Raw genomic sequence first — 22,650 nt, 5'->3', positions numbered from 1 at the left:
TTACGGTGACTTGTGATTAATTGTTACTTAGTCAATCAGTAAGTCGTCGAAAGCGGCATCATCGGCGTCCTGAGTAAACTCACGACCATTTACTGGCAGTGGCTTGTCGGTTGGCGCCTGATTAAACACTTCTCTCGTGTAGCTAGCTACAGACAATTGCTGAGCTTCAATGGTTACTGTTACCGTGCCGGTAACCTGCTGATTAAAGCCATCGCTAACGCTAAAGGTAAAGCTATCCGAGCCTGTCACTTGAGCGTTTGGCGTGTAAGTAAAGCTACCGTCTGAATTTACAGTTGCTGTACCTAACGAGCCGTCATCTGCTAGGGCAAACGTAAGAGGATCGTTTTCAGGATCTGTTGCTGAAAGCGTGCCTTCAAATGCAATGTCTGCCTGAGTGGTTAACGCATCATCAACGGCCACTGGCGCTTCGTTGATCTCAGGCGCTTTGTTATCGTCATCGCTATCGAAACAGCCTGATAACGCTAGCGCCAGCGACGTTGCAATCCAAATACGGTGTAGTTTTCGGTTGCTTGGTTGATTAGTCGAATTATTCATAGTTGTGCTCCTTACTCAGAGCCAGCAATAGGCGTTCTTAGGTATGGGAATGATGAATCAATCATGCTCGCATCCACCGGTGCACCATCAGTAAATGGCACTGTACCTACGCTTGCATCTTCCGGTGCACAAAGACCTAGGTCTGTATCTTCACCTGCTACTGGGATTGGATAGCACAAACGGCCCATGACTACGCGAAGTGCAATGTCTACAACATCATCACCTGGACGGCGACCGTTAGGGAAGCCTGCTAAATCGTCGCCTGCTACACCAAATGCCGATTGTGACGCTGCTGGTGTGGCTGGAATGCCAGTGTTTAAACGAAGCATTTCAGACGGTGTTACTGTTGCCTGCTGATTCACACCAGGGAAGCCTGTTAGGAACGCGGTTACCAAGTCTGTTCTTGGGAAGTTAGTTGGTGCTAGCGTTTCAATTTCCGTACCTAGCGTAGTGTTTACCGCATCTTTAAACAGAATATTCAGTAACTCAGGTAAAGACGGATGCGTTACGTAATCCGCAAATTGACCGTCCTGACTTGGGTGTGCGCTAGAGAACTTATCTTTATCGCCAATACCAATCACGAGTTCGTTAACTAGTGGGCTACCTAAGCGAGACACTTGTGTCATTGCACCGCCGTTAACTTCAGGCTTTGCAAAAGTAGCATCTGGGTTTAGGATTCGTGCTTGCGGCAGACTCGCCGTAGTCCAGCTTCCGATTACGCCATTGCCATCGCCAGTTACGCAGCTTGCAGGAACTTCAACAGACAATGACGTTACGTTTTTGTCAATAAGGTCATCGTTGCTGTCGCTCTGTGTAATACCGCCAGGGAAGCCTTCACCGTCGCCAGCACCCGGGGCACTATCACCTTCTACAGGTACATAGTTAACTAAGTCGAATGTTTTACCTAGGTTTACAACAAACGGGTCTTTACGCTGGCCTACAAATACACGGGCCATATCGTCACAACCTGGAATGGCAAACGAATAAATAAAGCTTTCAGCATAACGTGCGTACTCAGCTTCACTGGTAAATGTTTTATTACCGATGTAATCGAGTGGCTTCTTAAACATATCGCCCATAGCAGGCGTTAGCATAGTGCGCTCACCGCTTTGCATATCACCAGAAACCATGGTTAGCGTATACATCTCCGAGAAGTTGGCGGCGCTAGAATCGTCCGCGCTAATGCCACCTACATTTTTAAGCGGCACTTTCACCATTTTTTGATTGCCTTCAGGGCCAATCGGAAGTGCTATGCCTTCATTACCTGCAGCAAGCATATTGTTAAAATTGAATACAAAGCTAACATCCTCTACTGCATCTCCATCACTGTCGATATGAATGGCGTAATGTGCTGCAGGGTCCATAGCAAAATAGTTAGGACCGCCGTAGGCGTCTTGTAATGGAATATAGTTGGCAATGAAGGTTACATAACCTTCTCTGCCTTCTTCGTAACTGTTAAAGGCGTAAAAATCTGTACTGTCTACCGCTGGAGCGCGGGTAATGTTAGGTGCTTCTCTGTGGCTTGATGCCATTGCGCCTGCTGTTACGACAGCGCAAGTGAGAGCAATTGCAACCGATAGAGTTTTACGTTTGAAGATTGTCATGTTTTATCTCTCTGTTTTATGAGTTCCTAAAGTTAAACGAGCGAGATGCACGACTAGATGCAAAAAAAATAAAAAATTTAAAAAAATGTTTCAAAAGCGTAAATAAAAAGAAAAGGCCGCATATTTAATGAGAAAAATGCGGCCTTTGGAGTGGGGGGCGGTTTTTTAAACCGATAGAATAGGTGCTATATAAAGCACTTCTGTTGGTGCTCCGGTTTTAGAGCCTCCTGGGGCCTCCAAGCTAATTGCAAGTGCCGCGATACTGCTGTCGAGTAAAATATCTGGCGTTACTCTGCTATCTCCACCCATTTCAGGCATTAAACCAAGAGATATCGGTGCTTCTCCATTAGCAGGAACCATCCAAAGCTCATAGTCTTTATCTGCAATAGCAGTAAAGGCATCGGTAACTTTGACGTCCATGGTACTCGGCGATACTTCGATAACCCACAGCGGCGTATTATCCGCATTATTGACCACGGCAATATGCGATACGCCCTCGACTGGGGCTGGCTGCATGACCACTAAAAGTACGGCAAGCACCAAGGCTGCAGCAGTTGATAGCATAGAGAGCCCGCGCCAGCGATCGCGTTTTGCTCGTTCAAAATCGACAATTTGAGCAGATGTGTCGTTAGAGGCAGAATGCCCAAGTCGACGCTGAATTTCCTCCCACACGGCTTTTGGCGGTTCAACCGGCTCAACAGTATCGTTAAAACCCGCTAAATACTGCTCCCATTGGGCGGTGGCATCGCTCACAGCTTGGTATTGCATCATCAATTTTTGATAACGCAAACGGGCTTTTCCACGCAGTGTTCCTACAACATATTCAGCGGCTAATGCGTTAAGCGTTTCTTCTTTCAAATAATTCATAGCGATAAACACCTTTGAAGGCTTTGTAATCCTCTTCGTATCCAACTTTTAATAGTGCCTAATGGCGAAGATAGATAATTCACCACTTCTTGGTGAGATAGACCGTTTACGTAGGCTAAATGAATGGCTTGTCGTTGCGGCCCATCTAACTCGTCGAGGCAGGCAGAAAGCTTTTGTTGCTCACCGCCTAATTGAAAAGCCTGGGGAGCGTCGGGAATGGCAGCGGCTTCATCGGTTAACTCTACCTCGTTGCGAACGTTGTGATAGCGCATTGAATCTAATGCTCTATAACGCACAATACTTACCATCCACGTTAATACAGTTCCCTTGGTTCGCTGGTAGCTTCCCGCGTTGTGCCAAATTTTGATGTAAGCGTCTTGCGTTGCTTCATCTGCAAGCTCTGGCCGTTTTAGTAGCTTTAATGCCACCGCGTAAAGCTGAGAGCTGGTTATTTCATACAGTTTAGCAAAGGCATCTTTGTCGCCCTCTGCCGTTTTACACAACAGCGGAAACAGAGTTTCATGTTCCATTTTGGCTCCTTATATATGACTTTTTACAGTCACATGCTTAATTGTTGTTAGCCATCATAAGACTTACAGGTTTTTAATATACTAACGTCCATCTCGCCTGGTTAGATGCAAAAAAGCACAGTAACGGTCAATATGCTCTGTTTTTGACAATAGCACGGTTTAATAAATTGTCATTATCTCCTTAAGTCTAGGCTCTCTTTCCAGTGGGTTAAGCGTATTGACGAATGAGTTGTCAGGTGAAAAACGCGTAATGCTACCTTATTCATATTTATGCCCAGTCTTGCTTGTGTCACACTATTAGATGTTTACTCTTATCCGTAACGCTAATTGCACCGTGGTTTGCTATAGCCGTATTAGGTTAAAGCGACGTCAGGTTAGAGCCAGACTGATGTTTTAAGCGTAGCCATCGAGATAATGTGTCAAATGTCTTAGTAATAAATAGAGTAATAGCAAGCATATTGGCATCAAGCGAGCCTGTTCTAAGAAATTAAATAAGCATTTAAAGAGAAAAGTGTGTCAAAAAACAAAGTAAGAGCTCAAAAGCGAGTTCGCAAAAAAAATGAAAGTAGTGAGGCAGACATGGAAAGCCAGAATACACCTGCGTCTGAATTTGGAGAGCGGGCAGGATTCTTTCGTCGTCTTTTAGCCATGGTTTACGATGCACTTGTTGCTATTGCAGTGGGCATGTGTGCGGCAATGGTGATCATAGTCACGCTTATTATTATGTTGAAAAATGGCGCCATAGACATGCAAGGTTATGCTGAGCCAGCCGATTTCATTCAGGCCTCTAGAGCATACAAACTTCTTATTCAGGTTTGGGTAGGTTTGTGGATAGCCGGCTTCTTTTTATGGTTCTGGAAACGAGGAGGGCAAACATTAGGCATGCGTGCTTGGCGGCTCCGTATTTTTAGCACAGTAGATGAGCCCGTTACCATGGGGCGTTTACTTACTCGCCTTATTGCTTCACTTTGCGGATTAGGCACGTTACTGGTGTTGTTCGATATAAAAGAAAAACAGTCGCTACAAGACAGATTAGCAAAAACCGAAGTATTAAAGCTGTCAAAAGAAGCGAATGACCATAAAAGCTGGTAGGCAAAACAGCGTTGAAAAGAGGCACACAAAGTTGCTTACAGCGCTTAAGAACAAGCATTAAAAATTAAGACTCGGTAGCACAATCGATGAGCAAAAGAAAAGGGCAGATATTGCCCTTTTGGCTCTCAAATCTAGCGAGTTTGCTGTCTAAACCAGTTAAAGCAACATAAGTGTGATCAGCGCCGAAGCATTATGCCCGCGATAGCGGCAAACAGCAGGCTTGGTAGAAGCGCGCCCAGAAATGGCGGTAACTGATAAACCAAGCTCACAGGCCCAAACACTTCATTGAGAATAAAGAAACCAAAACCGGTTAGTACCCCCATAATAACCCGCGCTCCCATGGTAACACTTCTCAGTGGGCCAAAAATAAACGACAGTGCCATTAATAGCATCACGCCAACAGACACCGGTTGCAATATCTTGCGCCATAGAGCGAGTTCGTAGCGTGCGGGGGCCTGATCGTTACTTTCTAAATAATTCACATAGTCTATTAAGCCGGTAATAGATAATGCTTCTGGTTTTACTGCCACTATGCCCAATTTGTCTGGAGTGAGAGTTGAGTTCCAGCGCTTCCTTTCAATATTTTCCGTTGAAATCTGTTGCTCAGTGAAAGTTGTTACATCTACATTGTTTAGCCACCAGCCATCGTCGTCGAACGTGCCCGTATTCGCATAGCTAATGCTTTGCAGCGAAAGGTCGGTGTTAAAGGTGTAAATGCGAATATCTTTTAAGGCATCTTGGCTGAGAACCTGTCCAATGCTTACGAATCGTTCGCCATCTTTCGCCCATACAAGCTTATCAGATGAGAACAAGCTTCCCCCAGAAATGGCCTCCGTGCGAAGCTGTTTGGCTTTTGTCTCGCTTACTGGGGTTACCCACTCGCCAACAGCCATAACCACCAAAATCATAATCAGGGTCGACTTCATGGCAGAATTGATGATATTCCAGCGGCTCAGTCCTGCGGCCTGCATGACTACAAGCTCGCTATTGCTTGCAAGCACGCCCATTCCCACTAAGCCACCAAGTAGGGTAGCCATAGGGAAAAACTGCTCCAAATCGCGAGGCAGGCTCAACAAAACATACAAAAATGCTAGAAGCATGTCGTAGTCGCCTTCACCAATCTTTCGCAGCTGTTCAACAAATTTTATAAGCGCGCTGAGTCCAATTAGTACGCTAAGGGTTACTGTAACTGTGCTTAATAATGTTCGTGCTACATACAAATCGAGGATCTTAAACATTTATTTTTTCCCCAATATCCAAGCACGTAACTGAGTGCCTGTTTTCCTATCGCGAACAATTAAGACAAAACCAATCACTAGCATAACGGTGTGAACCCACCACAGCCCAAGTTGAGGTGGCATTTTCCCGTCTTCAAGCACGCGTCTGCTGGCTAACAGTAATAAAAAATACCCCAGGTAAAGTAATATAGCAGGGAACATTTTGCCAAATCGACCTTGCCTTGGATCAACCGCACTCAGCGGCACGGCTATAAGCACTAAAAAAGGAATGGAAAGGGGAATAGCAATACGCCATTGCAGTTCAGCTCGTGCTTCTATGCTTTCGTCATTCCACAGTTCAGTGGTTGGTAATACACTCACTTTCTTGCGAGGCTCTTCTGCAGGCTTGTCGGCAATTTGAATTTGGTATTCGTCAAACTCAACTTTTCGATAGGCGTTACCCGATTGTACGCCCTCGTATTGCACGCCTTGCTTCAGGATAAGGTTACGGGTGCCGTCTGCATTTGTTGCTACGTCACCTGTTTGTGCGTAAACCACACGCACCTGTTCTTTGCTATCGTCACTTTGATTTTGCGATAAAAAGACTCGTTTTAGTTTGTCGTTTTCATCAACGTCGTGAGCAAAAATAACTGCTTTTTCGTTGCCGGTTTGTTGAAATCTACCGGGCATAAGCGCCGAGATGCCCGCTTCGTTGCGCGCTTTTTCTCGCAGTTGATATTCGTTTTCTGCAGCAAGAGGAGCGAAATACAGTGTAATAGCGCCGGTAACAATCATAATCAGCACCGACAGAAACAGCATTACCCTCGTTATATACCATTCACTAATGCCGCAAGCGCGCATAACAGTCATTTCGCTATCAACGTATAGACGGCCATGGGCCAGCATAATGCCGAGATAAGCGCTTATTGGCAGCACAAGAGATGATAGCATGGGGGCATAAAGACCCAAGAAGCCTAAAACTAGACCTGCGGGGATGTCGCCATCGGAAGCATCACCTAAAACACGCACGAAGCGCAAGGTGACAAAAATGGCCATTAAGATAAAGAAAATCGCTAGCTGAGATTTTAGCGTTTCCTTAAGTAAATAGCGGAATATCAGCATCTCAGTCTGCCCGGATAATTAGGAATTTTAGTGAAAGAAAGCACAATTTTGTTTAAACTTACCGTTTTTACACGTTTTGCCTGCAACCATAAACTGTTTGTATGATGTTTTGACGCCAATTTGGCCTATATTTAAGGGCAAACGCGTTCATTGCAGTGAACTTAAAAGTTATTCTGCGTATTAAAACATAAAGCAGCGCGAAACGTTACGTGATTTTAGTCATCGTGCAAACTATAAACGACGAAAAGCGAGGTAATATCGTGGAGTTTAGTGTAAAAAGTGGCAGCCCAGAAAAGCAACGTAGTGCCTGTATCGTTGTGGGCGTCTTCGAACCACGCCGTTTAACGGCAGTGGCAGAACAGCTAGACGAGATCAGCAATGGTTATATCAGCAACCTGTTGCGCCGCGGCGATTTAGAAGGCAAAGCCGGCCAGATGTTGCTGCTACACAATGTACCAAACGTCTTGAGCGAGCGGGTTTTACTTGTCGGTTGCGGAAAAGAGCGCGAATTAGACGAGCGTCAGTACAAAAATATCATTGCAAAAACAATCCAAACACTGAATGAAACTGGGTCAATGGAAGCCGTATGTTTCTTGACCGAACTTCATGTAAAAGGCCGTGATACCTATTGGAAAGTACGCCAGGCGGTAGAAGCCACAGAAGACTCGCTGTACACATTCTTACAGCTTAAAACGAAGAAAGGTGAGCCACGTCGCCCCTTGCGCAAAATTGTCTTCAATGTTCCCACCCGTCGAGAGTTAACCGTAGGCGAGCGCGCTGTTGAACATGGTTTAGCGATTTCTCGTGGTGCCAAAGTGACAAAAGACGTGGCCAACATGCCACCCAACATTTGTAATCCAGAATATCTATGGAAACAAGCACAAGAGCTTGCGAGTCGTTATGACAGTATAACCGCTGAAGTGGTTGACGAAACGCAAATGGCAGAACTTGGTATGCAAGCCTATCTAGCGGTAGGGCGCGGCTCTGAAAATGAAAGCATGATGAGTATTATGCATCACCGTGGCGGCCCTGCAGATCAGGCGCCTATCGTGCTTGTGGGTAAAGGGTTGACCTTCGACTCTGGCGGTATATCGCTTAAACCAGGCGAAGCCATGGACGAAATGAAATACGACATGGGCGGCGCTGCAGGCGTATTAGGCACAATGCACACTATTGCCGCGCTTAATTTACCCATTAATATTGTTGGCGTGCTCGCTGGCTGTGAAAACATGCCAAGCGGCAATGCGTATCGTCCAGGTGACATTTTAACAACCATGTCGGGTCAAACCGTTGAAGTGCTAAATACCGATGCAGAAGGCCGTTTAGTGCTGTGTGATGCATTAACTTATGTAGAACGCTACGAGCCTGAGTTGGTAATTGACGTAGCAACCCTTACCGGCGCAGCCATTATTGCCCTTGGTCACCACGCTACTGCGGTGATGAGTACTCATAATCCTCTTGCCCATGAGTTACTCAACGCCTCAGAGCAAAGTTCAGACCGCGCTTGGCGTTTGCCGTTGTGGGATGATTATCAAGAGCAGTTAGAAAGCCCATTTGCCGATATGACCAACTTAGGTGGTCGTCCGGCAGGAAGCATCACAGCGGGTTGTTTCTTGTCGCGCTTCACTAAAAAGTACAACTGGGCACACCTTGATATCGCAGGAACCGCATGGCGCAGTGGTAAAAATAAAGGTGCGACGGGACGTCCTGTTCCTATGCTTTCTCAGTTCTTAATGAACCGAGCAGACATTAAGTTAGAGGACTAACCTAGCATGCCACAGGTTATTTTTTATCAACTAAGCGCTAGCGATAATGGCGTAGCTGGCAAAGCCAGTGAGATTGTCGCTAACGCTTTTGCTAATAAACAAAAGATGAGTGTGCTATGCGATACGCAGGCACAAGCAGAAGAAGTTGATGAACTGCTGTGGCAACTGCCGGCGAACCGTTTTGTACCTCACAATTTATACGGTGAAGGACCACAGGCAGGTACGCCGGTAGAAATATGCTGGCAACCAGAGCAGGTTGCCCGGCGTCAAATGGTGGTAAACGTGGGTTCTGGCATGGTGCCATCGCCTAATCAACACCGCCAAATCATCGATTTTGTACCCGTGGATGAAAATGCTAAGCAAGCAGCGCGGGTGAGATACAAAAACTATCAGCAAGCTGGTTGTAGTATGCAATTTAAGTCTGCATGACGGCGCGCACCTAGCACGTTTACTTTTTCACCCAAGTTACATCAGCTTCAAAACGAGAGTCAGTAATGGATAAAACCTTCGAACCGCAGTCTATCGAGCAGCAGTGCTATAAAAAATGGGAAGACGCGGGTTTATTTAAAGCATCTGGTAGTGGTGAACCCTACTGTATTCTTCTTCCCCCGCCAAACGTGACGGGAAGTCTACACATGGGCCACGGATTTCAGCAGACCATAATGGATGCGTTAACCCGTTACCACAGAATGAAAGGCGACAACACGTTGTGGCAGGTGGGTACAGACCACGCGGGTATCGCCACGCAAATGGTAGTTGAACGCCAGTTAAATGCCCAAGGTAAAACACGCCACGATTTGGGCCGCGAAGACTTTATTAAAAAGATCTGGGAGTGGAAAGAGCAAAGTGGCGGTACTATCACCAGCCAAATGCGTCGCTTAGGAACATCGCCAGATTGGTCTCGCGAAGTCTTTACCATGGACGACGATTTATCGACGGCAGTGACAGAAGTCTTCGTAAAGCTGCATGAAGAAGGGCTTATTTATCGCGGCAAGCGTCTCGTTAACTGGGACCCTGTACTGCACACCGCAGTATCCGATCTTGAAGTTCTCAACGAAGAAGAAGATGGCCACATGTGGCACATGCGCTATCCTCTTGCCGATGGTAGCGGTGAGCTTGTGGTAGCTACAACACGCCCAGAAACGATGCTAGGTGATACCGCTGTAGCTGTTCATCCCGATGATGAACGTTATCAAGGCTTTATCGGCAAAGATATTAAACTGCCAATAACAGGTCGTTTGATCCCCATAATCGCTGATGACTACGTTGATATGGAATTTGGTACAGGGTGCGTGAAAATAACCCCTGCCCACGACTTTAACGACTATGACATGGGTAAGCGCCACAACCTTGCCATGATCAATATTCTTACCGACGATGCCAAAATAAATGATGATGCGCCAGAGGCTTACCAAGGTTTAGATCGCTTTGACGCCCGTAAGCAAATCGTTGCCGATTTAGATAGCAGTGGTGTTTTGGTAAAAGTAGAGCCGCATAAGCTTAAAGTGCCCCGTGGCGATCGCACTGGGGCGGTAATCGAGCCTTACCTTACAGACCAATGGTACGTAGCGGTAGAGTCTCTTGCCAAGCCCGCAATTGAAGCAGTAGAAAGCGGTGAAATTCGTTTTGTTCCAGAAAACTGGAACAAAACCTACTTCCAGTGGATGAATAACATTCAAGACTGGTGTATTTCTCGTCAGCTTTGGTGGGGACATCGCATTCCAGCTTGGTATGATGAGAACGGCAAGGTTTACGTAGGTCGCACCGAAGAAGAAGTACGCGCGAAAAATGACTTAGGTAGCGAGGTTACGTTAACCCAAGATAATGACGTTCTCGATACGTGGTTTTCTAGTGCGTTATGGCCTTTCGCCACTATGGGATGGCCAAAAGACACTCCCGATTTAGAGACGTTTGTTCCGTCATCTGTTTTGGTAACAGGCTTTGACATTATTTTCTTCTGGGTTGCCAGAATGATCATGATGACCAAGAAGTTTACTGGAAAAATTCCATTTAAAGACATTTACATCACAGGTCTCATACGCGATGAGAGCGGTGACAAAATGTCGAAATCAAAAGGCAACGTGCTTGACCCTATTGACCTGATTGACGGCATCGACCTCGAGTCTCTTGTTGAGAAGCGCACTGCCGGAATGATGCAGCCCCAGTTAGCTGAAAAAATCGTTAAGCGCACGCGCAAACAGTTCCCTGAAGGAATTCATGCCTACGGTACCGATGCTCTTCGCTTTACTTTTGCGGCAATGGCATCTACCAGCAGAGATATCAATTTTGATATGTCTCGCGTTGAGGGCTATCGAAACTTCTGTAACAAAATTTGGAACGCATCGCGTTTTGTTTTGATGAATACGGAAGAGCATGATACCGGTGCGAATGGCGGTGATATGGTACTCAGCTTGGCAGACCGCTGGATTTGGGCGAAGTTTCAACAGACCCTTGTTGAATTTGAGAAAGCACTTTCTGATTACCGTTTCGATATTGCTGCGCAAACTGTGTATGAATTTACTTGGAATCAATTCTGCGATTGGTACCTTGAGCTCACAAAGCCAGTGCTTAGCAATGACGCAAGTAGCGAGGCTGAAAAGCGAGGAACTCGCCATACACTCATCAACGTGCTAGAGAGCCTGATGCGACTAATGCATCCTCTTATGCCGTTTATCACCGATACTATTTGGCAGCGTGTTGTGCCGCTAAGCGCACTTAACGTTGAAGACGACGCTAGCATCATGGTGCAGCCATTCCCAGAAGTTGAAGCGGATAAGCAAGACGAAAGCGTGCTGGCCGATATTGAGTGGGTGAAGAAGTTTATTGTTGGCATTCGCAATATTCGTGGCGAAATGGATATTTCCCCAAATAAACCGCTTAATGCTTTACTCAGAAATGTAAGTGACGAAGACAAACGACGTTTAGAGGCTGCTAAAGGCTTCTTAGATAAGCTGTCTAAACTTGAGAGCGTAACTATTCTTACTACTGGTGAAGAAGCACCAGCTAGCGCGACGGCGCTGGTAGGAGAGATGGAAATTCTGATTCCTATGGCAGGGCTTATTGATAAAGATGCAGAGCTTGCACGTATCACCAAGGCCATGGAGAAAGTTGAGAAAGACGTATCAAGAACCCGTGGCAAACTTGGCAATGTAAAGTTTGTTAGCAATGCACCTGAAGCCGTAATCGAAAAGGAACGCGGTAAGCTCGACGAGGGTGAAAAAGCGTTGGCAAAACTGAAAGAACAATATGAGACGATTGCTGCTCTCTAGAGTCGCTTAACCTTTATTGTTTTCAGCAGTATATTCAACAATTAAAACGGGGCCAAATTAATGGCCCCGTTTTTTTGTCATGCCTAAATTGAATAATTGCTGTCATCGTCTGAAGCATTTTTCGTAAGATCTCTTGCCAGGAAATACTCTAGCTTGGCTGAAAGGGCTTTTTGTTTGATAGGTTTGGTAATGTAGTCATTCATTCCCGCATCAATGGCGTTTTGCTTATCTTCTTTCATCGCGTTAGCAGACAAACCTATAATTATGATATCTGTAAAGCCTTTTTCCCTCAGCGCCTTAGTGGCTTCATAACCATCCATAACGGGCATTTGAACATCCATGAGAATGAGGTCGTATTCTGTTGAATTTTCAACTTTTTGCACGGCTTGTTTGCCATCTTCAGCGACGTCAAAGGTTAAGCCCACATTGGTTAGCATTTCACCGGTAACCAACTGATTTATATTGTTATCTTCAACTAAAAGCACATGGCCTTCGAGTGTAATAGAAGGGGGGCTGTCCGCAGTCAACTCTTGGGCAACGTGCCCGTCTTTCTCTAGAACTTGTTTAATAAAGCGTTCAAACTGAATAGGCGTAAACGGATGCATGATGAGTGGATTGGTCCATAGCGACGCATACTTAGCCTGAAGCGCGCTGCCCGCTGTTTCCATAATTAAACCCACAGACTTGCTTTCTTCTACTAACTCATTAAACCAACGCAAGTTCTGTCTAAAGGTACTAAAATCCGGAACGTCAATAAGAATATGTTCTGGCAAATTTGGTTGCGCTTGAGCGTCTTGTATAGAGCATACTGCTGTTGAAGAAAGGTTGAGGTGCTGTGTGTAATAGGCGGGCAATAGAGGAGATTCTGTCACGTAAATACTTCCCTCAGGCAGAGCAGGGGTTTGACTCAAAATACCGCTTTGTCGGTTAACCGCTCTTAACGGTAGTGATATAAAGAACTCACTTCCCTTTCCTAGAGATGAAGATGCTCGCAGGTCTCCGTTCATCAACTCAACGAGTTGACTCACAATAGCCAAGCCAAGTCCCGTGCCGCCATACATTCTGTTAGTCGAGCCATCAGCTTGGGTGAAGGGTTTAAAAATTTTACTCAGTTGCTTTTCACTCATGCCAATGCCCGTGTCTGACACCCGCATAGAGAGAGTAAACACATCGCCGTCAGCGTTCATGCCGCCATCAAACTCTATTTCAACCCGTCCTTGATCAGTGAACTTCACGGCGTTGTTACCAATATTCATAATAATTTGGGCTATTCGAAGGGGGTCGCCAATAACAGTTGCGTAAAGTGATGGGTTTACCGAGAAACGAACTGAAAGATTCTTCTCCTTGGCACGAAGGGCAATAACAGCAATTAAGTTGTCGAAAAGAGAATGCAAGGAGAAGCTAACTTCCTCAATTTTTAATTCACCGGCCTCTATTTTTGAGAAGTCTAAAATGTCATTAATAACACTTAGTAATATTTGACCCGAATACGCTGCTTTATCAAGATAGTCTCTTACCGTGTTGCTGATTGATTGCTTTTGGGCTAGCTCGATTAAACCAATAATACCATTCATCGGCGTGCGTATTTCGTGGCTCATATTGGCTAAGAATATACTTTTCGAGGCTGTGGCTTGCTCTGCTTTGCGCTTAGACTCTCTCAACTCATTATTCAGCCGCTCTTGTTCTACATTTAAGCTTTGTGCTTCGGCCAACAACTTTTGAGTTTGACGATTTTTATCACTAAATACCATGGCGGCTCTGGAAAGCTTGCCTATCTCATCGGTGCGTTTGCTACCTGGTATATTTTCTATGGGCACATTCTCTGAAAGTTTATTGAATACGCCGGTAATGGATTTAATGGGGCCAAGGATCCTGCCCATGGTGAATATCGCAGCGGCTAGCGCTAATAAAATTGCAAAGAGGGAAAAGAGTTCTCCCTTTTGTTGGGTAGTTTCAGCGAGTTGATAAGTTTGTTGTGTGGCGGCTTCAGATGCTGCCGATACATTATTAGCCAGTTCACCGCTTAAATAGAGAAACTCTCTTGCTGACCCGGCCATAACTACGTTTACTAGAAATAAATTGCCCTGAGTAATTTGTGAAAGCGTTAAAAAATCTGACTTGAGCTTATTTACTCTGGACTCTAACTTTCGCTTTGAAATACCGTCAACTGTGGAGACAATATCTGTTAACGGCGAGACCGATTGATTGAATAAATCTACAAAAGTAATGTCTGGTTTTATGAGATATTTCAGCGTGGCGTTCTCGGCAAGCACAAGCTGCTTAGTAATTTGCTCATAAGTATTCACGCTAATGTCGCCGGTGTTAAGTAGGCTTGATGCCAGTCTTTGCAGCACTAAAGTACTCGTTAAGGTTCCTTCAGAAACAAGGTTGTCTCTTTGTGCTCTTGCGTCTACCACTTGCTTAAAATTGAGTTGGTAGGCGTCTAAATGCTCATTCATCCTCGCAAGCACGCCATTATCTTGCTTATTCGAGTAAGCCGAGTTTGACTGGGCAAGAACATCGAGTTTGTCTGCAATCGATGCCATTAGCCTCGAGAAGCGAGTAACGGCTGACGGGCTGGCATTTTCTTTAAAGATAAGTACATTTCGCTGAAGGTCGACAACGTCTCGTTCTAATTCTTTTACAATGCCAACGGCATTGACTGCCTCGGTAGCAGTCTCTACACCACGATTTAATACCGCTTGGTTCTCATGGGCTATAAAGCTCTGAAAAAGGATAAGCACGATAAGTGCTAGTAGCACTGTAACAAGCTGTATTCTGATTGAGGATAGCATTCAGCGCAGTGGCCTTTTTGTTATTAGTTTAAGAGGTAATGAACTCGTACCACTTTTGTAAGCTGTATTCATAAGTCGGCATTACTGTATTCCAAACAGCCACATTACTAAAGCGGTTTTCATAGCTCCCGCCCGTTCTTTGCGCTCCTTTTAACACGCTTACCTTTCCATCTGTACCTGTTAAATCGGTAGCTGCTGGCTGGCCTTTATACCAGTAATCCCACTCAGCTTTGGATAGATAATTAGCTGAGCGCTCCGGATTAGAAATATAGTAACCTTGTTTAGCGATAAAAGCACCCGGCCAACCCGACAGCCACCAGTTCATATACTCATAGGCAACGTCTTTGCTTCGCCCTTGAGAGGCTGAAGATAAACACATAACGCCATGCCATCCGCGGTAGCCTTCTTTAGGCGCAGCGAACGTAACAGGAATGTTTTCTCCGTTTAATGTAGATACTGCGGGAGAGAACATACTCTCAATGGCAACTCTGCCACTTTTCATAAATTGCACTGACTCTGGTACCGATGTCCAGAAGCCGTTGAAGTGGTTTAACTGAACCAGTTCTATTAGCACGCTAAATAATGCATCGAGTTCTAACTCTGTCATTGCACCAATATCATTAAATTCAACGAACCCCTTGGCCTGGGCTGCTAGGGCTAGGTCGAAAAGACCAATAGTAGGGTCGTTAACAATAGCCACCTTGCCCGAATAGCGACTGTCGAGTAACCATCCCCAGCTTTCGGCTTCGCCCTGCATGGCTTCTGGAAGATGACGTCTGTCGTATCCAAAAGAATCAACATTGTGTACATACGGCAAAAAGCTCACTGTGTCGGTGGGTGTAGCCCCTAGAGAACCATTACCCTGCACGTTTAATATTTTGTGAGGAGCGTCTCCGGCCCCCATTCTGGCATTCGCTGTGAGTTTACCGGTTTTTGATAAATTGTTAATTTCTTCCCAATAGCGAATACGTTTTTTTTCTATTGGCTGAATAGCGCCTGCACGCCACAGAACGCCAATACTATTAGACCACTGTTCATACAAATCAAAAGATGTGGGGTTCATAGACGCCTTTTGCAGTACCGTTGCACTGCCGCCGGGCTCGAATTGAATGTTTATGCCCAAGTCTTCCATTGCTTGTTGTCGTATGGCTTCTTGCAGCGTTACATGGGTACCCATAACCTTCAGCGTAGGCTTAGGTTTACCTATAGCAAAGGGCGTAACCCCTGCAGTAACCCCCAGCGCAAGGGTACCTTTTATAAAGTTCCTACGAATGGAAGGTGAGGATGTGTTTTTACTGTCCTTTGTCATTGTAGTGTTCGTACCTTAAAACGCAGTCACAGGCGTGTATTAGCTTGTAGTAATAGAGCAGTTGCTAATGAAAGAGATTAGCAAATTACTTCAATTTTTGCGCGCTACAAATGGTATTTGCAAAACATCACTCATACAAAGCACTATTCCTACAAAAGGCTACTCCTACAAAACGCCATCAAACAAACTGCTTTTATATAAGGCTTTATTCACACTAATCACGATCGCACTATTTTCGATTTGTTTGTAGTGGGTTTCACCAGAGCACGGCCAAGCAACATTAAAAAACCAAAAAACAGTGTCATCCACGATAATGATCCCCCGTGCTCCTGCACAATAACCACAGATTCTTCTACAACGTATTCATTGGTTTCACTTTCTAAAGGTACAAAAGCAAACTCAGGGTTGTCGTAGCTGTCAGAAAAGGCCACAAGTTGCTCTGTTTGCGCATCATAAAGCTCGAGTAAAATATCGTAGTCATAAGAGGGGAACCCTGAAACTAATGTGCTTTCAATCACAAAACTGTCTGTAGAATCTTCCCCGTAAATAAAGAATTCTGACGACACATGTATGGCGTCGTAAGTACCATTGCGGCCCAAATAAAGCACCGCGTAAACAGGTACATTAGCGAATATTGTGTCGGCGTCGAATTCCACCGAAAATTGTGAGTAATATCCGTCGTAATCAATATCCTGAACAAGGCCTACCCAGCTGTCGTAAATCCAGAATTCATTACTACTTACAACGGTAATACTACTCGATAACTTCGTTGTATTTGCGTACTTCTGAACGCGTTGGGCTGTTTTTAAGTCTTGCGTATCAAGTGTAGATTTTAAGTTTGACGTAGCGTGGCTAGTGCCGTTGCTGCTCTCGCTAAAATCTGCGTTTGGAGAGGGTGAGTTTGAATCTGCTGCTTGTCCAGTTAAAGACTCAGTATCTGCCCCACTCACTGGTGTTGGCTGTTCAAGGGGCGTATAAACCTTGTCATAGCGGTATTCTTGAGATGTTACTTCTTTATTTTCAGAGGCGGTGCTGCTGGTATCTTTCGTATTAGTTTGTGCATCAACATGCGCACTAAGCAATGCAAGTAGGGCAATTGTAGAAAGTATCGTTCTAGCAGATTGAATCTTCATAAATCCATCCTTTTCCAATCAATAATGACATGGTCATTGTTGACTGGAAAAGATGAACGAAAGCTGAAGTGAAACTTAATGGGTAGTTATTTATACCTTACCCATTATATCTTACCCATAATATCTCGAGCAGCATCGAACCGGTTCGAGTTAACCTTTAGTCCTCGTCGTAGAAGCTGTCGTCTTCCACGTCATTTGTTGTCTCGTTGTCTTCCCGTGGTTCGAAGTAAGTTCCCCAACCATCATAGGTCACGTCTTGCTTGTCGGCGATTTTGAGAAGTTTATCAACATCAGCGTTAAGTAAATTAATATCTAACTTACGTTCTACCACAGCATCGAAACAAAATACGGTATCACCGTCATCTAACATCAATTCTTCTGCGTCGGTAACTTCAAAGCCTGCTTTAAAAACATCAACCGCTGCTTTTTCTAAAACATCAAAATCGGTACTGGCAAAATGATGCTCAATGGTATAATCGGCGTCGGCTTGACTGCCATCCTCTAACAGTGCATCAATCGTTTCTTGATTGAATTCATACCACTCTTCTCTTTCGTCAAATTGATTCATTTTTTTGCCTAATACGTAGCTTGTTGCCTTTGTTAATGGGCGCAAGTTTACCTGCTTTTCTCTAATTCATCGACCTGCGCATTCAACTGTTCAAATTTTTCTTTCATTTGCTCGTTGAAAATACCCATCCACTCTTTAATAGAGTGTGTTTCTGTTAGCGGTTGAGGCGCACTAATGTCGATAAGAACAACACCATTATCCCATTTATTCCAACGTACTTTTTTATGTAGATTGCTCGCAGTTACCATTACCACAGGTTCATTGGTGGTTTTTGCCAACCGAAAAGCCCCTTGTTTAAACGGCAAAATACCTCGGCCATTACTGCGCGTACCCTCTGGGAACAACCATACCGAGGTTTTCTTTTTGGCAATTCGGTTTGCAGCTATGTCTAGCGTGTTTCTGGCTTTGCCTGAATTATTTCGGTCAATCATGATGTTGCCTGATAGCCAGTAAATTTGGCCGAAAATAGGGATCCACTTCAGACTTTTCTTACCAATAGTCACCACACCCGGCAGGGCAGCTTTACATATTGTCATAATATCAAAGCTATTTTGGTGATTTGCAATGAATACATAGGGCTCATTAAGTTTTACTGCCGGATCTCTTCGAACAATAACTTTAAGGCCCACAATTTTAGCCATCTGGGAATATAGCGCTCCCGCAGCCTGCACGTTATCTTTGTGGAAAGGGCGCAAAATGAAGACAAAAAGCAAGATTACGTTGATAACCAAAAACGCGATGAAAAGAATGGGAATGCGAAGCAAAGCGATCAAAATAACTCCTAGCAGTAAATAGAGCGCGCAGTATAGAAGAAATTTCAGCGTACACTTGTCCGATGAGTTTTTACAGTGAAGTTTGTAATCTGGGCTACACTAGAGTGTTGAGCCGCTATTTCTATATTATTTTCGCGTTACTAAGATAAAAAGTAGATCTAGGAGCCGGTATTTTACGGGATATATTGAAATCGTTAAGCGGCATCTAGACAATTCGACGTTTTTATCACCTTTAGTATGAAGCATTTTTATTAATAGCCCATTACAATAGATAAGACTAAGCATTCAAACCATATTTGGTACCCATAAGTATGTTGACATTTACCCCTGACGAACTAGAAGAAGATATTCTTGCAGACCTCATGGAGGAAATTAACGAGCTTTATGAATCGAGCGAGCAAACGCTAATAGAGCTAGAGTTACGTCCTGCGGACAACGAGCTTCAAAGAGCCTTGTTTCGCTCTATACATACCATTAAAGGTGACCTTGGCTTAGTAAACTTCTCGCCATTAATTCCATTACTTCAGCACGTAGAAGATTTGCTCGATTACCTCCGCAAGGGCCAAGTTGATTATACAAGCACTATGAGCGACCTTGTTCTGCTTACTATGGACAGGGTAAAAGCGTTTGTAGAAGAAGTCATGCGCACTGGCAAAGCAGAGTATGACAATAATCTGCACGAGCAGTTAGTGCTTGCAATTAGTCGCATAACGCCAGAAAACAACGCTGAACACGAGCGCTTCTTGAACGATGCCGTGCTTCTGCTTAATCCTGCCCTTGATGTTGCGAGTAGCGAGGGTAACTCGGAAAGTGCACCCGTAAAGGCCCCCGTTTTGGCTTCAACGGGTATTCCAAAAGATATAAGCAGTGAAAAGAAACAAGATGTGCTGTTTTTTAGAGAACTAATGCAAACCGTCGAGCGACGCTGTACATTTTGGGCAGGAAAAGGTGACCGCATTGCAAAACTTGCTATGTATATTAATGATGTGGCCGACAATATTATAGATGAAGATCAGCTAGCCGTTGCCAGTTATGTACATGACTTCGGTATGGCCTTTATGCCCATGAAGTTGTTAAACAAAGGCGATACGTTAACCGAAAATGAATTCAATCTAATGCGCTCTCATGTTTATAAAAGTGCCCGTTTACTAGAGCACCTAGATGACTGGGATATGGCGCGCAAAATAGTGATGCAACACCATGAGCGCACCGACGGCTCAGGGTATCCGCTAGGCTTGAAGGAAGACGACATTTGCGAAGGTGCAAAGCTGTTGGCGATTATTGATACGTACGATGCTCTTACCCACCCAAGAGCGCACAACGAAGACAAAGTCATGTCTAAGAAAGAGGCAGTTATCCATATCAACAAGCAGGCTAAAGGACAGTTCAGCATGAAATGGGTTCGCCACTTTAATCAAGGCATAACAGGGTTACTGACTAAAGGTCATTAAAACCGGTTTAGGCAGCTTGTTAGGTTAATAACAAGCTGCACATGTTAACTTTTTTACTGCCACCTTCATATTTCTGAAGTAAGAACCTCACTCTCCAGTGTGCCAAGCTAGCTAATACCTAACTCTTTTAGCTTACGTGTAAGCGTGTTACGCCCCCATCCTAAGCGTTTTGCTGCATCTTGCTTGTGGCCGTGAGTATGATGTAAGGCACGCTCAAGCATCACTTTTTCAAACGTTAACATGGCATCATTTAAAATGTCGTGACGACCGTCCCGCAGCTGTTTATCTGTCCATGAGGCAAGTAATTCAGGCCATTCTCCGGTAGCGGCAGAAGATGTTTCTACGTGCCCATCGCTGTGAATTTCTGGCGGTAAATCGCTGGGGATAACTTCTTGGCCGCTTGCCATTACCGTTAGCCAACGACACACGTTTTCTAGCTGTCTTACGTTACCAGGCCACGGAAGCTGTGACATCACTCGCTCAGCACTTTTACTAATAGTTTTAGCATCAACATCAAGTTCTTTAGCGGCGCGACGCAAAAAGTGTCTAGTTAACAATGGAATGTCTTCACGACGTTCGGCAAGGGAAGGTAGGTGCACTCGAATAACATTGAGGCGGTGAAATAAATCTTCACGAAACTTACCTTCAGCAACTCGGGTTTCTAGATTTTGGTGGGTTGCGGCAATAATTCTTACATCGACACTAACCGATTGGTGCCCGCCAACGCGATAAAATTGACCGTCGGCAAGTACTCTTAGCAAGCGGGTTTGAACATCAAGAGGCATATCGCCAATTTCGTCCAGAAATAAGGTTCCGCCGTCGGCTTGTTCAAAACGCCCCTGACGCGCAGCCTGAGCACCAGTAAATGCCCCTTTTTCGTGCCCGAAAAGTTCAGACTCTACAAGATCGGCGGGAATAGCGGCCATGTTTAGCGCAATAAAAGGTTTGCTAGAGCGGGGGCTATGTCTGTGCAAAGCATGGGCGACTAGCTCTTTACCTGTTCCAGACTGACCGTTAATGAGTACACTGATTGACGAGCGAGACAGACGACCAATGGCACGAAACACTTCCTGCATCGCTGGCGCTTCACCAATAATTTCAGTAACCACCTCATCTTGCTGTACCTTGGTGGTAGATGACTGCTCCCTTGCATGGTCTATTGCACGCCGAGCAAGCGTAACGGCTTCATCGATATCAAAGGGCTTGGGCAAATACTCAAACGCCCCCTTTTGATATGCATTTACCGCACTGTCCAGATCTGAATGCGCAGTCATAATAATGACAGGAAGTAGGGTGTGTGAGCTGTGAACCTCGTTCAACAGGGTCATACCGTCCATTTGAGGCATTCGTATGTCAGATATAATAACTTCTGGCGCTTGACCACTTTGGATTTGGTGCAGCAAATCTTCTGGGTTTTCAAAACTCAAGCAGCTGATATTGGCTGCCTGTAAGGCTTTTTGCAGCACCCAACGAATCGAACTGTCATCGTCGACAATCCATACCGACTCATTCGTCATCGTCTGTCTCCTTACTTTTAATTGGAATATAAATCACGAATTTGGTGTAACCAGGGTGGCTATCAACATCTATTTTTCCACCGTGGTGATTAATAAGTGTTTGTGAAATCGACAATCCAAGACCCGAGCCATTTTGTTTACTGGTGACCATGGGATAGAACAAGGTGTCTTTTATCTCTGCAGGTATACCTGGGCCGTTGTCGATAATTTTCACTTTGGCCACTAAAGCGTGGCGCACAGATTGAATAGTCATTTGACGTTCGATACGGGTTACCAAGCGTATTTCAGGGTTAGGTGTTTTGTGCTCGTTCAACGCCTGAATACTGTTGCGCACTATATTCAGCACCGCTTGCTGAATCATGTCTGGATCGATCCTCAGATCGGGAATACTTGGGTCGTAATCTCGTACAATTGAAATTGGTATGGCAGAGTCAACCAACATAAGGCTTCGCACTTTCTCTAACGCTTGATGCACATTGCTTACTTCAAAGCGAGGTAAAGAATTAGGTCCTAAAAGGCGGTCTACCAAGGTACGCAGTCTATCCGATTGCTCGATTATCATGCGTGTAAACTCTTTATGTTGTTCAGGTAACTCTTTTTCTAACAGTTGAGCTGCACCACGAATTCCTCCTAAGGGGTTTTTTATTTCATGGGCTAGGCCACGCACGAGTTCTCGAGCTGCATAATGCTGGGCATTTTGTAGATTTTCTCGGGTGATTCGCTTTTGCTGGTCTATTTTCTTTACTTCAAAAAGCAGGCCTGGGCCGTTGGAAGTTGCAATATTAGTAACGGTTAAATCTACTGAAACGTAGCGATTATCTTTAAACGCCAGTTTTATCTCGTTTTCAGTAAAGTCTTCACCTTTGCGTATTGCGGCTCGCAACCGCGTTGTCTCAATAGTACCCGGTAAGAAAAAGTCAGGTAGAATATGGCCTTGAAGTTGTTTTAACCCCGTTTCAAATAATGCCTCACCGGCGTGGTTCGCGTAAATAATACGCAGCCGGCTATCTACCATCACTAGGGCTGTATTTAGACTATTTAGTAATAATCGTGATTCTGACTCGGTAGAAACCATCCGAGCA

18 protein-coding genes are annotated in these 22,650 nt (G+C 44.9%); 5 read left to right on the top strand and 13 right to left on the bottom strand.

Annotation, left to right across the window (positions count from 1 at the left end):
• Positions 1-27: 27 nt before the first annotated feature.
• The 4 genes from CW735_RS15395 to CW735_RS15380 all read right to left on the bottom strand — a co-directional run bounded on the left by CW735_RS15395 (position 28) and on the right by CW735_RS15380 (position 3,556).
• Positions 28-555: an Ig-like domain-containing protein gene (locus CW735_RS15395; protein ID WP_100972863.1), complete on the bottom strand. Its 528-nt coding sequence runs from the start codon at positions 553-555 to the stop codon at positions 28-30.
• 11 nt (positions 556-566) lie between these two features.
• Positions 567-2,159, bottom strand: coding sequence for a DUF4331 domain-containing protein (locus CW735_RS15390; protein ID WP_100972862.1), 1,593 nt, complete (start codon positions 2,157-2,159; stop codon positions 567-569).
• Between the two features lie 165 nt (positions 2,160-2,324).
• Positions 2,325-3,026, bottom strand: a complete 702-nt coding sequence (locus CW735_RS15385; protein WP_100972861.1) for an anti-sigma factor — start codon at positions 3,024-3,026, stop codon at positions 2,325-2,327.
• A complete protein-coding gene (locus CW735_RS15380) occupies positions 3,023-3,556 on the bottom strand; it encodes a sigma-70 family RNA polymerase sigma factor (RefSeq protein WP_100972860.1) in 534 nt (177 codons plus the stop codon). Before CW735_RS15380 ends, CW735_RS15385 begins: the two co-directional genes overlap by 4 nt.
• Before the next feature lie 579 nt (positions 3,557-4,135).
• On the opposite strand from CW735_RS15380, the gene CW735_RS15375 reads away from it, so the two are divergent.
• Positions 4,136-4,648, top strand: a complete 513-nt coding sequence (locus tag CW735_RS15375; protein WP_083595406.1) for an RDD family protein — start codon at positions 4,136-4,138, stop codon at positions 4,646-4,648.
• A gap of 176 nt (positions 4,649-4,824) precedes the next feature.
• Here CW735_RS15375 and lptG read toward each other — a convergent pair whose 3' ends face one another.
• Together lptG and lptF are read right to left on the bottom strand one after the other, a co-directional pair.
• Complete coding sequence (lptG, locus tag CW735_RS15370; RefSeq protein ID WP_071980513.1) at positions 4,825-5,886, bottom strand: LPS export ABC transporter permease LptG; 1,062 nt, start codon at positions 5,884-5,886, stop codon at positions 4,825-4,827.
• A complete protein-coding gene (lptF, locus tag CW735_RS15365) occupies positions 5,887-6,987 on the bottom strand; it encodes an LPS export ABC transporter permease LptF (RefSeq protein ID WP_071980512.1) in 1,101 nt (366 codons plus the stop codon). It abuts the gene before it with no gap.
• A gap of 260 nt (positions 6,988-7,247) precedes the next feature.
• On the opposite strand from lptF, the gene pepA reads away from it, so the two are divergent.
• The 3 genes from pepA (at position 7,248) to CW735_RS15350 (ending at position 12,022) form a co-directional block, all read left to right on the top strand.
• Positions 7,248-8,753 (top strand): leucyl aminopeptidase, encoded by a 1,506-nt coding sequence (gene pepA, locus CW735_RS15360; protein WP_071981343.1) that lies wholly within the window; start codon positions 7,248-7,250, stop codon positions 8,751-8,753.
• Positions 8,754-8,759: 6 nt separating this feature from the next.
• The gene (locus tag CW735_RS15355; protein WP_071980511.1) at positions 8,760-9,182 is read left to right on the top strand and encodes a DNA polymerase III subunit chi; all 423 of its coding nucleotides are present in this window, start codon (positions 8,760-8,762) and stop codon (positions 9,180-9,182) included.
• A gap of 65 nt (positions 9,183-9,247) precedes the next feature.
• A complete protein-coding gene (locus tag CW735_RS15350) occupies positions 9,248-12,022 on the top strand; it encodes a valine--tRNA ligase (RefSeq protein WP_071980510.1) in 2,775 nt (924 codons plus the stop codon).
• A gap of 83 nt (positions 12,023-12,105) precedes the next feature.
• Here the strand turns inward: CW735_RS15350 and CW735_RS15345 are convergent, their stop codons facing one another.
• The 5 genes from CW735_RS15345 to CW735_RS15325 form a co-directional block, all read right to left on the bottom strand.
• Complete coding sequence (locus CW735_RS15345; protein ID WP_071980509.1) at positions 12,106-14,817, bottom strand: ATP-binding protein; 2,712 nt, start codon at positions 14,815-14,817, stop codon at positions 12,106-12,108.
• 28 nt (positions 14,818-14,845) lie between these two features.
• Positions 14,846-16,126 carry an ABC transporter substrate-binding protein gene (locus CW735_RS15340; protein WP_071980508.1) on the bottom strand — a complete coding sequence of 427 codons (1,281 nt, stop codon included), beginning with the start codon at positions 16,124-16,126 and terminating at the stop codon, positions 14,846-14,848.
• Positions 16,127-16,344: 218 nt separating this feature from the next.
• Complete coding sequence (locus tag CW735_RS15335) at positions 16,345-17,259, bottom strand: choice-of-anchor H family protein (RefSeq protein WP_071980507.1); 915 nt, start codon at positions 17,257-17,259, stop codon at positions 16,345-16,347.
• A gap of 157 nt (positions 17,260-17,416) precedes the next feature.
• Entirely contained in the window at positions 17,417-17,827 is a 411-nt protein-coding gene (rraB, locus tag CW735_RS15330) for a ribonuclease E inhibitor RraB (RefSeq protein ID WP_071981342.1), read from the bottom strand.
• A 47-nt stretch (positions 17,828-17,874) separates the two neighbouring features.
• Positions 17,875-18,600: a 1-acylglycerol-3-phosphate O-acyltransferase gene (locus tag CW735_RS15325; protein ID WP_071980506.1), complete on the bottom strand. Its 726-nt coding sequence runs from the start codon at positions 18,598-18,600 to the stop codon at positions 17,875-17,877.
• 311 nt (positions 18,601-18,911) lie between these two features.
• Between CW735_RS15325 and CW735_RS15320 the strand changes: the two genes are divergently transcribed.
• Positions 18,912-20,051, top strand: a complete 1,140-nt coding sequence (locus CW735_RS15320; RefSeq protein WP_100972859.1) for an HD domain-containing phosphohydrolase — start codon at positions 18,912-18,914, stop codon at positions 20,049-20,051.
• Between the two features lie 107 nt (positions 20,052-20,158).
• Here the strand turns inward: CW735_RS15320 and glnG are convergent, their stop codons facing one another.
• Positions 20,159-21,568 carry a nitrogen regulation protein NR(I) gene (gene glnG / locus CW735_RS15315; protein ID WP_100972858.1) on the bottom strand — a complete coding sequence of 470 codons (1,410 nt, stop codon included), beginning with the start codon at positions 21,566-21,568 and terminating at the stop codon, positions 20,159-20,161.
• Positions 21,558-22,643 (bottom strand): nitrogen regulation protein NR(II), encoded by a 1,086-nt coding sequence (glnL, locus tag CW735_RS15310; protein WP_100972857.1) that lies wholly within the window; start codon positions 22,641-22,643, stop codon positions 21,558-21,560. Before glnL ends, glnG begins: the two co-directional genes overlap by 11 nt.
• Between the last annotated feature and the right edge of the window lie 7 nt (positions 22,644-22,650).

The organism is Alteromonas sp. MB-3u-76, assembly GCF_002831605.1.
Classification (GTDB): Bacteria; Pseudomonadota; Gammaproteobacteria; order Enterobacterales; family Alteromonadaceae; genus Alteromonas; species Alteromonas hispanica.
Note: the sequence above shows the minus strand (reverse complement) of the source record. Positions and strands in the feature narration are given on the sequence as shown.